Annotated in this window: 11 protein-coding genes and 1 pseudogene; 9 read left to right on the top strand and 3 right to left on the bottom strand. The window is 69.6% G+C overall.

Annotation, left to right across the window (positions count from 1 at the left end):
• From CCN51_RS12410 to CCN51_RS12400, 3 genes are all read left to right on the top strand, one after another.
• The coding region (locus CCN51_RS12410) for a carbohydrate-binding protein (RefSeq protein ID WP_143675785.1) at positions 1-646 on the top strand (646 nt) is incomplete at its 5' end.
• 50 nt (positions 647-696) lie between these two features.
• Positions 697-3,081 (top strand): glycosyl hydrolase family 95 catalytic domain-containing protein, encoded by a 2,385-nt coding sequence (locus CCN51_RS12405; protein ID WP_014174804.1) that lies wholly within the window; start codon positions 697-699, stop codon positions 3,079-3,081.
• The gene (locus tag CCN51_RS12400) at positions 3,078-4,322 is read left to right on the top strand and encodes an SGNH/GDSL hydrolase family protein (RefSeq protein ID WP_014174803.1); all 1,245 of its coding nucleotides are present in this window, start codon (positions 3,078-3,080) and stop codon (positions 4,320-4,322) included. Before CCN51_RS12405 ends, CCN51_RS12400 begins: the two co-directional genes overlap by 4 nt.
• A gap of 24 nt (positions 4,323-4,346) precedes the next feature.
• On the opposite strand, the gene CCN51_RS12395 is transcribed toward CCN51_RS12400, so the two are convergent.
• Positions 4,347-5,456 (bottom strand): LacI family DNA-binding transcriptional regulator, encoded by a 1,110-nt coding sequence (locus CCN51_RS12395; RefSeq protein ID WP_014174802.1) that lies wholly within the window; start codon positions 5,454-5,456, stop codon positions 4,347-4,349.
• A 203-nt stretch (positions 5,457-5,659) separates the two neighbouring features.
• On the opposite strand from CCN51_RS12395, the gene CCN51_RS12390 reads away from it, so the two are divergent.
• The 5 genes from CCN51_RS12390 (at position 5,660) to CCN51_RS12370 (ending at position 13,443) form a co-directional block, all read left to right on the top strand.
• On the top strand, positions 5,660-6,583 hold the full coding sequence (locus CCN51_RS12390) for a carbohydrate ABC transporter permease (RefSeq protein WP_014174801.1): 924 nt from the start codon (positions 5,660-5,662) through the stop codon (positions 6,581-6,583).
• Positions 6,584-6,586: 3 nt separating this feature from the next.
• A complete protein-coding gene (locus tag CCN51_RS12385) occupies positions 6,587-7,552 on the top strand; it encodes a carbohydrate ABC transporter permease (RefSeq protein WP_014174800.1) in 966 nt (321 codons plus the stop codon).
• Positions 7,553-7,584: 32 nt separating this feature from the next.
• Entirely contained in the window at positions 7,585-8,925 is a 1,341-nt protein-coding gene (locus tag CCN51_RS12380; RefSeq protein ID WP_014174799.1) for an ABC transporter substrate-binding protein, read from the top strand.
• A 300-nt stretch (positions 8,926-9,225) separates the two neighbouring features.
• Positions 9,226-11,313 (top strand): beta-galactosidase, encoded by a 2,088-nt coding sequence (locus CCN51_RS12375; protein ID WP_086859538.1) that lies wholly within the window; start codon positions 9,226-9,228, stop codon positions 11,311-11,313.
• Positions 11,314-11,388: 75 nt separating this feature from the next.
• Entirely contained in the window at positions 11,389-13,443 is a 2,055-nt protein-coding gene (locus CCN51_RS12370) for a glycoside hydrolase (protein ID WP_043486365.1), read from the top strand.
• A 177-nt stretch (positions 13,444-13,620) separates the two neighbouring features.
• On the opposite strand, the pseudogene CCN51_RS57270 reads toward CCN51_RS12370, so the two are convergent.
• Both CCN51_RS57270 and CCN51_RS12360 read right to left on the bottom strand, forming a co-directional pair.
• A pseudogene (locus CCN51_RS57270) lies at positions 13,621-13,835 on the bottom strand (NUDIX hydrolase); the annotation flags it as partial.
• A 77-nt stretch (positions 13,836-13,912) separates the two neighbouring features.
• Positions 13,913-14,695 carry a class I SAM-dependent methyltransferase gene (locus tag CCN51_RS12360; protein WP_014174795.1) on the bottom strand — a complete coding sequence of 261 codons (783 nt, stop codon included), beginning with the start codon at positions 14,693-14,695 and terminating at the stop codon, positions 13,913-13,915.
• Positions 14,696-14,809: 114 nt separating this feature from the next.
• Between CCN51_RS12360 and CCN51_RS12355 the strand changes: the two genes are divergently transcribed.
• A partial coding sequence (locus CCN51_RS12355) for a GntR family transcriptional regulator (protein WP_143675784.1) occupies positions 14,810-15,045 on the top strand: 236 nt, incomplete at its 3' end.

Below are 15,045 nucleotides of genomic sequence, written 5' to 3'. Positions count from 1 at the left end.
CCCCGTCACCCCCTCCGATCCGCAGCAGGTGTGGGCGGCGAAGAACCCCGACGGCAGCCACACGGTGGCCCTGTTCAACCTCGCCGACAGGCCCGCCGCCGTCACCGCCGACTGGGCGGCCCTCGGTTTCACCGGCAAGGCCGCCGTCCGTGACCTGTGGAACCACGAGAACCTCGGCACGTACCAGAACAAGATCACTTCGGCGCTGCCCGCGCACGGCTCCCGCCTGTTCACGGTCACCCCGCGCGGCGGGCCGCTCACCACGACCGCCTACGAGGCCGAGTCCCCGGCGAACACCCTCGGCGGCAACGCCTCCGTCGCCGGCTGCTCCGGCTGCTCCGGCGACCACAAGGTCGGCAACCTCTATCTCGGCGGCACGCTCCGCTTCAACGACATCACCGTCGACAAGGCCGGCGTCCACCTGGTCAAGGTCGCCTATGTCAGCGGTGACCCCCGCTCGGTCGACATCTCCGTGGGCGGAGGCGGCGCGACCCGCCACAGGTTCCCCTCTACCGGTGACTGGGGGACCGTCGAGACCGTCAGCGTGCCCCTGACGCTCAAGGCGGGCGTCAACACGATCACCTTCGACAGCGGGTCGGGCTACGCGCCGGACATCGACCGGATCGACGTGCCCAAGTCGTCCTGACCGCCACCGGGCCCGGCCCCGCCGGGCCCACTCCCGCATCGGAGTCCGCCATGCCCACTCGCCCGACCGATCCCCGTAGAAGAACTCTGCTCTCCCTGGCCGGCGCGGCCGGCTTCGCCACCGCACTCGGCGCCCTGCCCGCCTTCACCGCCTCCGCCGCCCCCCAAAGGCCCGCCGACGCGTCCGCGCCCGGCGATCCATCGCCCCACGAGCTGTGGTGGCAGGCCCCCGCCGACGACCACTCGATGATCGAACAGGGTCTGCCCGTCGGAAACGGCCGGATCGGAGCCCTCGCCGGAAACGACCCCGGCCGGGAACTCCTGCTGATCACCGATGCCACGATGTGGACCGGCGGCCTCAACGACACCCTCGACGCCGACGGCCAGTTCCCCTACGGCCGCGCCGACTTCGGCTCCCTCACCCTGCTCGGCCGCCTCGTCGTCGACATCCCCGACCACGACCTGTCCGCGGTCTCCGACTACCGCCGCGGTCTCGACCTGGCGCGAGGCCTGCTCACGACGTCGTATGTGCGCTCCGGTGTGACCTACCGCCGCGAGATATTCGCCAGCCGCCCCGACGACGCGATCGTTTTGCACTTCACCCAGAGCGGAGGCGGTCGCTACAGCGGCACCATCACTCTCGACGGCACCCACGGCGAGACCACCACGGGCGGGCGGCGATACGTCTCCTTCGGCGCGGCCTTCCCCAACAGCCTCCGCTACGGCGCCTCGGCCACAGCGTACGGAAACGGCGGGCGCGTCACCGTGAACGGCTCGAGGATCTCCTTCTCCGGGTGCGCGGACCTCACCGTGGTGGTCAGCGGCGGCACCAACTACGTGCCCGACGCCTCCACTCACTACCGCGACGCGTCCCTCGACCCCGAGAAGCTGGCCCGCACCAAGGTCCGCGACGCCGCCGCCCACTCGGCGGACACCCTGCGGCGCACCCATGTCGACGACCACCGGGCCCTGTTCGAGCAGCTGGACCTCTCCCTCGGCACATCGTCCGCGGCGCAGCGCGCCCTGGACACCTGGGAGCGCGTCAAGGCCCGCGCCCGCGACGGCGTCCCCGACCCCGAACTCGAGGCCGACTACCTGCAGTTCGGCCGCTATCTGATGATCTCCGGGTCGCGCGGCAGCCTGCCGGCGGGACTGCAGGGACTGTGGCTGGACGGCAACGACCCCGACTGGATGGGCGACTACCACACCGACATCAACATCCAGATGAACTACTGGATGGCCGACCGCGCCGGTCTGTCCCAGTGTTTCGACGCGCTCACCGACTACTGTCTGGCCCAGCTGCCGTCCTGGACGAGCCTCACACACTCCCTCTTCAACGACCCACGCAACCGATACCGCAACTCCGGCGGAGAGATCGCCGGCTGGACCGTCGCCATCTCGACCAATATCCACGGTGGGCAGGGCTGGTGGTGGCATCCGGCCGGCAACGCCTGGCTGTGCACCACCCTGTGGGAGCACTACGAGTTCACGCAGTCCCGCTCCTACCTGGAGAAGATCTACCCCCTCCTCAAGGGCGCCTGCGAGTTCTGGGAGAAGCGGCTGCTGACCACAGTGCCGGAGGGCTCCTCCGAGGAGGTCCTCATCGCCGACAGCGACTGGTCGCCGGAACACGGCCCGCTCGACGCCAAGGGCATCACCTACGCCCAGGAGCTGGTGTGGGCCCTGTTCGGCAACTACTGTGACGCCGCCGCCACGTTGCGCAAGGACGCCGGATACGCGGACACGATCGCCTCCCTGCGCAGGCGACTGTATCTGCCGCGGGTGAGCCCCAGGACGGGCTGGCTGGAAGAGTGGATGTCTCCCGACAACCTTGGCGAGACCACCCACCGGCATCTGTCCCCCCTCGTCGGGCTCTTCCCCGGCGACCGCATCCGCCCCGACGGCTCCGCCCCGGCCGACATCGTGGACGGTGCCACCGCTCTGCTCACGGCGCGCGGCATGAACAGCTTCGGCTGGGCGAACGCCTGGCGCGGCCTGTGCTGGGCCCGGCTGAAGAACGCGGACAAGGCCTACCAGCTCGTCGTGGGCAACCTTCGCCCCTCGACCGGGGGCGGCAACGGCACCGCGTTCAACCTCTTCGACATCTACGAGGTGGAACAGGGCCGCGGCATCTTCCAGATCGACGCCAACTTCGGCACACCTGCGGCGATGATCGAGATGCTCCTGTACTCCCGCCCCGGCCACCTGGAACTGCTGCCGGCGCTCCCCGACGCCTGGGCCGCATCGGGTCACATCACCGGAGTCGGCGCGCGCGGCGGCTTCGTCGTCGACCTGCGCTGGCGGGACGGGACCCCGAGCGAGGTGCGCATCCGCAGCGTCGGCGGCCGGACCACGACCGTGGCCTACGCGGACACCTCCCGGACCGTCACGCTCAGCCCCGGACACTCTGTCACGCTCAAGGACTTCGTCCGGTGAGGGCCTGGTTCACGGGCGTGCGCCGGCTGACGGCTCTGGTGCTCACCGCTGCCCTGCAGGCCGCCACCGCCACCGCGTACGCGGCGGGCGCGGCGCCCGACACCGCGCCCTCCGCGGCCCGGACACCCGGCCACGTGGTCACCTGGGGAGCCTCCGCGGACCGCGTGGGCGACGGCGCCGCCGATCGCGGCTACCGGCTCGTCGTCCACACCAGCGTGGCGGGAGACGACCCGCGCATCCGGCTGTCCAATGCCTTCGGCGACCGCCCCATCACCTTCGACAACGTATACGTCGGCATCCAGGAGCAGGGCGCGGCGCTGGTCCGCGGCAGCAACCGGCCCCTGACGTTCGGCGGCGCGCGGACGGTGATCCTGCCGGCGGGGGCGACCGCGTACAGCGACGCGCTGCCCGGCAGACTGCCCGCCGCGGTCAACCTGGTGGTCAGCCTGCACACACCGGACGCGGCGGGTCCGGCGACCGGACACGGGATGGCCATGCAGACGTCGTACGCGACCTGGGGCGACCACACGGCCGAGGAGGACGCCTCGGCGTGGCCGGAGCGGATCGGCTCCTGGTACTACGTGGACGCCGTGTCCGTACGGCCCAAGGCGGCCACCGGCGCGGTCGCCGTCCTCGGGGACTCCATCACGGACGGCTGGCAGTCCACCGCCGACCTGAACCGCCGCTGGCCCGACTACCTCGCCCGCAGACTGCGGACCGCGGCCTCGACCGTCAAGGGAGTGGCCAATGAGGGAATCTCCGGCAACAAGGTCCTGGCGGACGGTGCCGGGCAGAGCGCCCTCCACCGGCTGGACCGGGACGTGCTGTCCCAGCCCGGCGTGCGCACGGTGTTCCTCTTCGAGGGCGTGAACGACATCAAGGCCCATACGGGCGTCACATCCCAGGACCTGATCGCCGGCTACCGGGAGGTGATCCGCCGAGCGCACGCGGAGGGGAAGTGTGTCGTCGGCGCCACCATCGCGCCCTTCAAAGGGTGGTCCGAGTGGGATGAGGCCGCGGAGGCCGTACGCCAGGAGGTCAACGCGTTCGTCAGGGACAGCGGTGAGTTCGACGCGGTGACCGACTTCGACCGTATCCTGCGCAGCCCCTACGACCACGAGAGGGTCCTCCCGTTCTTCGACGGCGGTGACCATCTGCACCCCAACGACAAGGGCATGCAGGCGATGGCCGACGCCGTCGATCTCGGAAGCCTCGACTGCGTCGGGACGGCCCGGCCCTGACGCGCGGCGCGCGGCGGATATGCCCTATAGCGACGAGGGCGACGAGGGCGACGGCGGTGACGCCGTGCTGCCGCGCATCACGAGACGGGTCGGGACCAGCGTGGTGCCCGGTTCCGTCATCTCCTCCCCGTCCTCCCGCATCTGCCGCAGCACCCCCTCGACACAGCGCCGTCCCACCTCCGCGAAGTCCTGGTGGACGGTGGTCAGGGGCGGCAGGAAGGAGCCGGCCTCGGGGATGTCGTCGAAGCCGATGACGCTGACGTCCTCGGGCACTCTCCGGCCGCGTTCGTGCAGGGCCCGCAGCAGGCCGAGCGCCATCTGGTCGTTGGCGGCGAACACCGCCGAGCAGTCGGCCTCGTCGGCGAGGCGGAGTCCGGCCTGGTAGCCGGACTCCGCGGACCAGTCGCCCCGGACCAGGGGCGGTGGCGCACACCCCGCGTCGGTGAGGGTGACGCGCCATGCGTCGGCGCGGCGCTGTGCGGCGAAGGACTCCTGGGGGCCGGCCAGATGCCACACCGTACGGTGGCCGAGGTCGAGGAGGTGGCGTACGGCGGCGCGGGTGCCGCCGGCCTGGTCGGTGTCGACGACGCTGTAGCGGTCGCCCGCGTCCGAATCGGCCACGACGACCTGGACGCCTGGCGGCAGTGAGACGGTGGCCGCGTCGAGGAGATGCACTTCCATGATGACGATGACGGCGTCGACGGCGAGCTCCCCGAGCCGGGAGAAGGCGCCGCGCACCTCGTCCTGGGTGGGGACCGCGACGGGCAGGAGCGTCACGGCGTAGCCCTCGTGGGCCGCGGAGGTGGCGATCGCCTCGAGGGTGCGCACATTGCCGGTGGTGGCAAGGGAGAAGGTGATGACGCCGATGGTGCGGAACTCGCCGCGTTTGAGCGCCCGGGCGGCGCTGTTGGGCCGGTAGCCCAGCTCCTTCATCGCCGCGAGCACCTGCTGCCGGGTCTCTTCGGTCACCCCCGAGTAGCCGTTGGAGACCCGGGAGACCGTCTGCGAGGAGACACCGGCCAGGCGTGCGACGTCCGCCATGGAAGCGCGCTGGACCCGCCGGTCGGCGCGCGTGGTCCCGGCCCCCGCCCGGGTCTGCGGTGTACTCGCCGATTCGCTGTCCGTTGTATCCACCCTTGCCCCCTTTCATCCGCAGTGTTGCGGAATCGTCGTACGACGACCCTTGACCGTCGACATTCGGGCAGTGTAGACATGCCGCCACCAGATGTTTACGTAAACATAACACCCGTCAAGGCCTTTTCCAGGACGTGGTGTTTGCGTAAACATTGCGTGGGCGCCGGGCCTCCGGGCTCCGAGAGGGATGAACGAGGATCGACATGACGACGCTGCAACAGCCGGCGGCCGTGGACCGCACGGCACGGGCTTCGCTGAAACGGGACCGACGGTCCTGGACGGGGTGGGGGTTCGTCGGCCCCTTCGTGGCGGTCTTCGCCCTGGTCTTCCTGGCTCCCATCGCGTACTCGATCTACCTCAGCCTCTTCCAGGACAGGCTGATCGGCGGCAACACCTTCGTTGGGCTTGACAACTACCAGCAGGCGCTGCAGGACGATCAGTTCTGGTCCGGAGTGACCCGGGTGGGGCTGTTCCTGGCGGTCCAGGTGCCGATCATGCTGGGCATCGCCCTGCTCGTCGCGCTCGCGCTGGACAGCGGGCGGCTGTACGGCAAGAACTTCTTCCGGATCTCGATCTTCCTGCCCTATGCGGTGCCCGCCGTGGTGGCCACGCTGATGTGGGCCTTCATGTACGGCACCCGCTTCGGCCTGGTGGGGGACATCAACGACGCCTTCGGTGTCTCGCTGCCCGATCCGCTCTCGCCCGACCTGGTCCTGGCGTCGATCGGCAACATCGTCACCTGGGAGTTCGTCGGCTACAACATGCTGATCTTCTACGCGGCGCTGCGGGTGATCCCGCACTCCCTGTATGAGGCCGCGGAGATCGACGGCGCCGGACAGCTCCGCGTCATCACCGCCATCAAGCTCCCCGCGATCCGCGGCGCCCTCGTCATCGCGACGATCTTCTCGATCATCGGCAGCTTCCAGCTGTTCAACGAGCCGAGCATTCTCAAGCCCCTGGCGCCGAACGCGATCACCACGGACTACACCCCGAACTACTACACCTACACGCTGTCCTTCAACGGTCAGCAGCACAACTACTCCGCGACGGTCGCCATCGTCATGGGGCTGATCACCATGGTCGTCGCCTATGTCGTCCAGCTTCGCGGCATGCGCAAGGGAGCCTGAACCATGAGCAGCCCCGCCACCACCGCTTCCAAGGCCACGTCCGCCCGGACCGGATCCTCCGGCCACGCGCCCCGGCTGCGCACCCCGCGCCGTAACGCCCGTAACGCCCGGACCGCCGACAGCCGCCGCCCCCGCCGCAGTGTGCTGCTGACCGTGCTGACCGGTCTGGTCCTGGTGTACTCCCTGGTGCCGCTGATATGGCTGGTCATCAGCTCCACCAAGACCCAGGAAGGGCTGGCCAGCTCCTCCGGGCTGTGGTTCGCCGACCACTTCGCCCTGTGGGACAACGTCCGTGAGACCTTCACCTACAACGACGGGGTCTTCGTCCGCTGGCTGCTGAACACCCTGCTGTATGTGGGGCTCGGCGCCGGTGGCGCCACCTTCCTGGCGGTCCTGGGCGGCTACGCCCTGGCGAAGTTCACCTTCCCCGGCAAGCGCGCCGTGTTCGCCGTCGTCATAGGGGCCGTCGCCGTACCGACCACCGCGCTGGCGGTCCCCACCTTCCTGATGTTCAGCAAGATGGGGCTGACCAACACCCCCTGGGCGGTGATCATCCCCTCGCTCATCTCGCCCTTCGGTCTCTATCTGATGTGGGTCTTCGCCACCGAGGCCATCCCCACCGAGCTGCTGGAGGCCGCCCGCATCGACGGCGCGGGCGAGCTGCGCACCTTCTTCCGGGTCAGCCTGCCGCTGCTGGCGCCGGGCATCGTGACCGTGCTGCTGTTCACGATGGTCGCGACCTGGAACAACTACTTCCTGCCGCTGATCATGCTCAAGGACCCGGACTGGTATCCGCTGACCCTGGGGCTGAACAGCTGGAACGCCCAGGCCCAGACGGCCGGTGGCCAACCCGTCTTCAACCTGGTGATCACCGGTTCGCTGATCACCATCATCCCCCTGATCGCCGCCTTCCTGCTGCTGCAGAGGTACTGGCAGTCCGGACTCGCCGCCGGAAGCGTCAAGGAATAACCCTCACCCCACCACGAAGAAGTGGAAGCACCATGCCCAAGAAGACTCGCCGCCTGCTGGGCGGCATCGGCCTCGTCTGCGCCCTCGCCCTGGGAGCGACCGCCTGCGGCGGCTCCGACGACGACGGCTCCAGCGGCAAGAAGGTTTCCGCCGGGGACATCCAGGCGGCTCTGAAGAAGGGCGGCTCCATCACGGTCTGGGCCTGGGAGCCCACGCTCAAGCAGGTCGTCAAGGACTTCGAGAAGGAACACCCGAAGGTCCACGTCAACCTCGTCAACGCGGGCACCAACAAGGACCAGTACACCGCTCTCCAGAACGCCATAGCGGCGAAGAAGGGCGTCCCGGACGTCGCGCAGATCGAGTACTACGCGCTCGGCCAGTTCTCGCTGACCAAGTCCGTGACCGACCTGTCCGGGTTCGGCGCCGACAAGCTCTCCAAGACCTACTCGCCCGGCCCGTGGAACTCGGTGAAGTCCGGCGACAAGATCTACGCGCTGCCCATGGACTCCGGCCCGATGGCGATGTTCTACAACAAGAAGGTCTTCGACAAGTACAAGGTCGCGGTGCCCACCACCTGGGACGAGTACGTCGACGCGGCGCGCAAGCTGCACAAGGCCGACCCGAAGGTCTACATCACCAGCGACACCGGTGACGCGGGCATGACCACCAGCCTGCTGTGGCAGGCCGGCTCGCGCCCGTACCAGGTCGACGGCACCAATGTGAAGATCAACTTCTCCGACAAGGGCGCCGCCACCTACACCAAGACCTGGCAGAAGCTCATCGACGAGAAGCTGCTGTCGCCCGTCACCGGCTGGACCGACGACTGGTACAAGGGGCTGGGCAACGGCGACATCGCCACCCTGAACACCGGCGCCTGGATGCCCGCCAACTTCGTCTCCGGTGTGAAGAACGCCTCCGGTGACTGGCGCGTGGCCCCGCTGCCGCAGTGGACCAAGGGCGACAAGGCCACCGCGGAGAACGGCGGCAGCTCGCTGGCCCTGCCCTCGGCGGGCAAGAACAAGGAGCTCGCCTACGCCTTCGTCGAGTACGCGAACGCCGGCAAGGGCGTGCAGACCCGGCTCAAGGGCGGCGCCTTCCCGGCGACCACGGCGGACCTCCAGTCCGACGCGTTCCAGAACACCGAGTTCCCGTACTTCGGCGGGCAGAAGGCCAACAAGATCTTCGCCGAGTCGGCCGCGAACGTCGGCAGCGGCTGGTCTTACCTGCCCTACCAGGTGTACGCCAACTCGATCTTCAACGACAGCGTCGGCAAGGCCTATGTCTCGAACACCCCGCTGGCCAAGGGGCTGAAGGGCTGGCAGGACGCCTCCGTCAAGTACGGCAAGGAGCAGGGCTTCACGGTTTCGGAGTAGGGCCGCGCGGCAGCAGGGACCGCGCGACGCCGCGGGCCCTGCTGCCGCGCCCTAGGGCCTGTCGTCAAAGGGGGCGTCCGGCCGCGAGCGGCGTCTGGTGCAGGGGGCACCTCCCAGCGGTAGCTGGGGGAGCATCGCAAGGCGGAGCATCGTCCTCGTACTGGGCGTACTTGGACGGTGCGACAACGCGGCGAGGTGCCGTGCCAGGCGTCGAGAGCAGGGCGCCCCCTTTGACGACAGGCCCTAGCACCACCAGCACCATCGCCGCGCCGCCCCGTGCGGCACACCGGAAGGACCACCATGATCTCCACCCTCCTCTCCCGGCTGCCGCACGGGTCGGACGGTGACCCCGCCTCCCCCCGCCTGGTCTTCGGCGCCGACTACAACCCCGAGCAGTGGCCGCGTGAGGTGTGGGAGGAGGACGTCCGGCTGATGCGCCAGGCCGGCGTCAATGCCGTCTCCGTGGCGATCTTCTCCTGGGCCCGCATCCAGCCGGCCCCGGACCAGTGGGACTTCGGATGGCTCGACGAGGTCATGGACCTTCTGCACGCGGGCGGCATCGGGGTCGACCTGGCCACCGCCACCGCGTCCCCGCCGCCCTGGCTGACCACCGCGCACCCGGAGATCCTGCCGGTCACTGCCGCCGGTGAGACGGTATGGCCGGGGGCGCGCCAGCACTGGCGCCCCACCTCGCCGGTCTTCCGCGAGCACGCGCTGCGCCTGGTGGCCGAGATGGCCCGGCGCTACGCCGACCACCCCGCCCTGGTGGCCTGGCATGTGTCCAACGAGCTGGGCTGCCACAACATCTACGACTACTCCGACGACGCCGCCCGCGCCTTCCGCGACTGGCTGCGTGCGCGCTACGGGACCCTGGACGCGCTCAACCACGCCTGGGGGACCGCATTCTGGTCCCAGCGCTACAGCGACTGGGCGCAGATCCTGCCGCCCCGGCTGGCCGCGTCCCACCCCAACCCCACCCAGCAGCTCGACTTCAAGCGCTTCTCCTCCGACGCGCTGAAGGAGTATCTGCGCGCGGAGCGGGACATCCTGCGCGAGATCACCCCGGGCGTGCCCGTGACCACCAACTTCATGGTGATGGGCGAGACCAAGGGGATGAACTACCCCGACTGGGCCGACGAGATCGACTTCGTCTCCAACGACCACTACGTCCTCCCCGGCCCCCAGGACCGCGACGAGCTGTCCTTCTCCGCCAACCTCACCAGCGGTATCGCGGGCGGGCGCCCGTGGTTCCTCATGGAGCACTCCACCAGCGCGGTCAACTGGCAGCCCATCAACGTGGCCAAGCGCCCGGGCGACCTCGCGCGCGACTCTCTGCTGCACGTCGCGCACGGCGCCGACGCGGTCTGCTTCTTCCAGTGGCGGCAGTCGGCGGCCGGGGCCGAGAAGTACCACTCGGCGATGGTGCCGCACGCCGGGGCCGACAGTGATGTCTTCCGCGCGGTGACCGAGCTGGGCGCCACCCTTCAGGCGCTGGCGCCGGTCGCCGGGGCCGAGCGCGAGCGGGCGCGGGTCGGGATCGTATACGACTGGGACTCGTGGTGGGCCAGTGAGCAGGACTCCCACCCCAGCTCCCGGCTCAACTACCGCCAAGAGGCCCTTGACTGGTACTCCGCCCTTCTCGCGCTGGGCATCCGCGCCGATGTCATCACCACCCGGGCCGACCTCGACGAGTACCGGCTGCTGATCGCTCCCGTACTGCATGTGGTGCCCCAGGCCCTGGCCAAGGAGCTCACGCGGTACGTGGAGACGGGCGGCCACCTGGTGACCACGTACTTCTCCGGCGTCGTCGACGAGAACGACCATGTCTGGCTGGGCGGCTACCCCGGGGCCCTGCGCGAACTGCTGGGCATCCGCATCGAGGAGTTCGGCCCGCTGCTCGCCGAGGACACCGTCGAACTGGACGGCCTGGACGGCCCGAACGGTGCGAACGGTGCGGGAACCCCGGCCACCGGCACCCTGTGGACCGACCAGATCACCGTCACCGACCCCGAGGTGCGCACCCTCGCCCACTACCGCACCGGCACCTACGCCGGCCGCCCCGCCATCACCCGCCGCGCCGCGGGCCAGGGCTCGGCCGCGTATGTCTCCACCCGGCTGGGCCCCGACGGGCTCGCCCGCCTGCTGCCGGGCCTGCTGGAGGGCACCGGAGTCCACAGCGAGCTGCCCGCCGAGGTGCGCGGGCGCGTCGAGCTGACGGTGCGCCGCACCGCCGACGCCCGTTACCTCTTCCTCGTCAACCGCACCGACGAGCAGGTGAGCCTGCCCGGCCTCACCGGGGAGCCGCTGACCGGCGGCGCCACGGCGGCCGACGGCGCGCTCACCCTGCGGCCGCGGGAGGTCGCCGTGGTGCGACAGCCCGCCTCCTGACACACCCCCCACACGGGCATGTCCACTGGGCATGCCGTCCCACCGAAGCGACCACCGACGAGATGGGAGCACACGATGGAACGCCGTACCCGCACAAGACGCCTCTTGGGGGCCGTCGGCGTCACCGCCCTGGCCACGGGCGCCGCCCTGATCAGCGCACCGTCCCCGCAGGCGGAGGCGCAGGCCCAGGCGGAGACACAGGCGCAGGCCGTGACCGTCCGGCCCGACCCCTCCTATCAGCAGCAGAAGTTCGAGGGCTGGGGCACCAGCCTGGTGTGGTTCGCCAATGTCACCGGCGGCTACCCCGAGGAGATACGCCAGAAGCTGGCCGCGCTCCTCTTCGGCGACGACGGCCTGGCCCTGAACATCGCCCGCTACAACATCGGCGGTGGCAACGCCCCGGACGTCAAGGACTACCTCCGCGCCGGAGGGGCGGTCCCGGGCTGGTGGAAGGCGCCCGAGGGCACCACCCGCGAGGACACGGACTGGTGGAGCGCCGACGACCCCGCCGACTGGAACCCCGGCGCCGACGCCAACCAGCGCTGGTGGGTGGACCGGATCAAGGGCGACATCGACCACTGGGAGACGTTCAGCAACTCCCCGCCGTGGTTCATGACCACCAGCGGCTACGTCTCCGGCGGCTTCAACGCCACCGCCGACCAGCTCAAGACCGACTCCGTCGACGACTTCGCCGCCTATCTGGCCGGTGCCACCAAGCGGCTGGAGAAGGCACACGACATCAAGGTCGACACCGTCGACCCGTTCAACGAGCCCAACACCGGCTACTGGAGCACCCGCCTGGGCGCCGACGGCCAGCCGGTCGGCGGCCGTCAGGAAGGGGCCCATATCGGCCCCGAGCTCCAGCAGAAGGTGATCCGCGCCCTGGCCCCCGCCCTGAAGCAGGCCAGGACCGGCGCGAAGATCTCGGCGATGGACGAGACGAACCCGAACATCTTCGCCCAGAACTGGAACACGTACCCGAAGGAGGTACGTGACCTCGTCGGCCAGATGAATGTGCACACCTACGGCACCGGCGGCCGCACCGCCGTACGCGACCTGGCCAAGGCCGCGGACAAGCCGCTGTGGATGAGCGAGGTCGAGGGCGACTGGGGCGACGGCCAGGACTTCCAGGACATGCGGCCCGGCCTCGGACTGGCCCAGCACATCGTCGATGACCTGCGTGAACTCGAGCCCCGGGCCTGGGTCTTCTGGCAGCCGGTCGAGGACTACGACAACATGAAGCCCGGCGGGGAGTCCGCCAAGGGCGGCAACTGGGGCAGCATCCAGCTCCCCTTCAGCTGCACCTCGAAGGACACCCTCAAGACCTGCCCGATCCGCACCAACACCAAGTTCGACACCGCCCGGAACTTCACGCACTACATCAAGCCCGGTGACCGGCTGGTGAAGGTCGACGACACCTCCAGCGCCGCCGCCGTCTCCCAGCGGGGCAACGGCGCCACCGTCGTCCACGTCAACAGCACCACCGCCGAGCGCACGGTCACCGTCGACCTGTCCAAGTTCGCCGACGTCTCCCGTGGCGCCACCGTCACCCCCGTCGTGACCAGCGCCGAGGGCAAGTTGGAGCGGCATCGCCCGATCCGGGTCACCGACCGGCGCGCCACCTTCACCGTCCCGGCCCAATCGGTGACCTCCTTCCTCGTCAAGGGGGTCTCCGGCACCGCGAAGGACGCCGCGCTGCTGCGCGAGGGGCACACCTACCAGCTGACCGGCGCCCAGAGCGGTAAGCAGCTCACCGTCGCGGAGGGCGGCACCGGCCTCGTCATCAAGACCGCGAGCGCCGACCCGGCCGACACCTCCCAGCGCTGGCAGCTCCGTCAGATCAGCGGCGAGGGCAACCGGCAGCGGTACGTGTTCACCAACCCGACGGACGGCAAGCGCCTCGCAGTCCGTAACGCCGCCGCCGTCCTGGAACCCGACCAGGGCGACCGCGACAAGGCCACCCAGTGGATCATGTCGACGACCGGCGACTCCACCTGGACCCTCGTCAACGCCGCCACCGGCACCCTCCTGGAGGTCTCAGGCCAGGCCACGCAAGACGGGGCCACCGTCTCCACCTGGCAGCCGAACTCCGGCGCCAACCAGCGCTGGAAGGTGACCGACGTGAGCTGACCCGCGCGCCCGTCAGGGCAGGTCCATGTCGTAGCCGCCCGCGGCCTCGATGAGCCACAGCAGCGCCCTCCGGCCGCCGTACGGGTGGCCGTCCACGCCCACCCGTACCCAGCCGGTGGTCGCTGTGGTGGCGCCATCCGCCCTGTGCCCCCTCGCTGGCCTCCGCGCCTGGCGAGGGGGCCTGTCCCATACCCACGCGGCCGTGATGAACCGTGCCGCCACAGCAGTAGCGCCTCGTTAGCCTCGTTGATAACGGTCGCCACGGCGACTGGCCGGAGCCGGATCACGGTGTGGTCGAGGTGGCGTCCGTCTGGCAGTTCTACGTCGGCCATGTTCGCCGTGACCCACCGGTTCTCGTACACGGTGCGCTCGCCGAGGTTGTTCCACTCCACGCCTGCCGCTTCTCGCTCCGGGATCGGGTCCCATCCCAGCACGAGGATGGGCTACATGGGCAAGCTTCACCACAAAGTCAGCGGCGGCGCCCTACTGCCAAGAGATGCGAGCTCGCAGCCAGCAGTTCCGGGTATGGCTCGGCCATGCGCGCGGCGGTCAGGGCCGACTCGAACAGCGGTGTATCGACCACGGATTCACCGGTGTACTGCTCTGCCGCCTTCAGCATCGCCCACGCAGGGCCTTCGATGCCGAAGACCTGAGCATCGAACCCCGCGTCCTGCACTTCTTCGAGCAGCTGCTCGCCGGAGTGGAAGTAGGCCGCCGTAAAGCCCTTCTTCCCATCGTGCACCTGAGTCCGGAGGATGCTCCCGATGCTCTCCTGCATCCGCTCCTTGTACAGGTGGGCGAAGGCCGTGTGCTCAAAGAGGCTCGCGTAGCGGTTGATCCCGGCGGCGGCAAGCAGCCCCCCGGGGCGCAGGACGCGGTACGCCTCGGCGATGGCCCGAGCGCGCTCGTCGCGCTCCAGGAGGTGGTAGAGGGGGCCGAGCAGAAGGACAACGTCATAGGACTCGTTCTCCGCTGTGAGTTCCCGGGCATCGCCCAGTTCCACCGTGCATTCCTTGATGTGCGTCGCCTGCTCAATGTGTCGGGGGATGGGGTCGACAAGGTGGACGCGGTGGCCATCCTCGGTCAGCCAGCGGGCGTGCGTGCCCGGGCCGCCGCCGACGTCGAGGATCCGTGCCGGGGCAGAGGGCAGGTGGCGGCGCAGGAGTTCCTGTGTCCGCACCATCTCCAGCCTGCCGTCCGCCGAAGACGAAAGCCGCGCGGCCTCGTCGATGGTGGACGCGTAGAAGGTCATGACCTCGGGAGATATCCGGTGAGCCGTCATGACTGCATTGTGACGGCCCGGGGTGCCTGGGGCTGCTGTCCGGGTAACGTGCCCGGTCAACCGGTCCTCTACGTGGGAGCAGTCATGCCGCAACTGAAGTACGAACAGATCGCCGATCACCTCCGAGCACGTATCACCGAAGGCGAGTTCGGCCCGGGCGATCTCCTCCCCTCCGGCCGTGAGCTGACCGGGCAGTTCGGAGTGTCCCGAGCCACCGTGATCAAGGCGATGGACATCCTGCGGAACGACGGTGTGGTCGTCGCCCGCCAAGGCGCGGGTTTCACGGTCGTCAAGACTCCCGTGGCCCGTCCGGCCGGACG

It is taken from the genome of Streptomyces milbemycinicus (assembly GCF_002154605.1).
GTDB classification, from domain to species: Bacteria; Actinomycetota; Actinomycetes; order Streptomycetales; family Streptomycetaceae; genus Streptomyces; species Streptomyces milbemycinicus.
The sequence above is the reverse complement of the archived record's forward strand: the minus strand, read 5'-3'. Positions and strand labels throughout refer to the sequence as shown.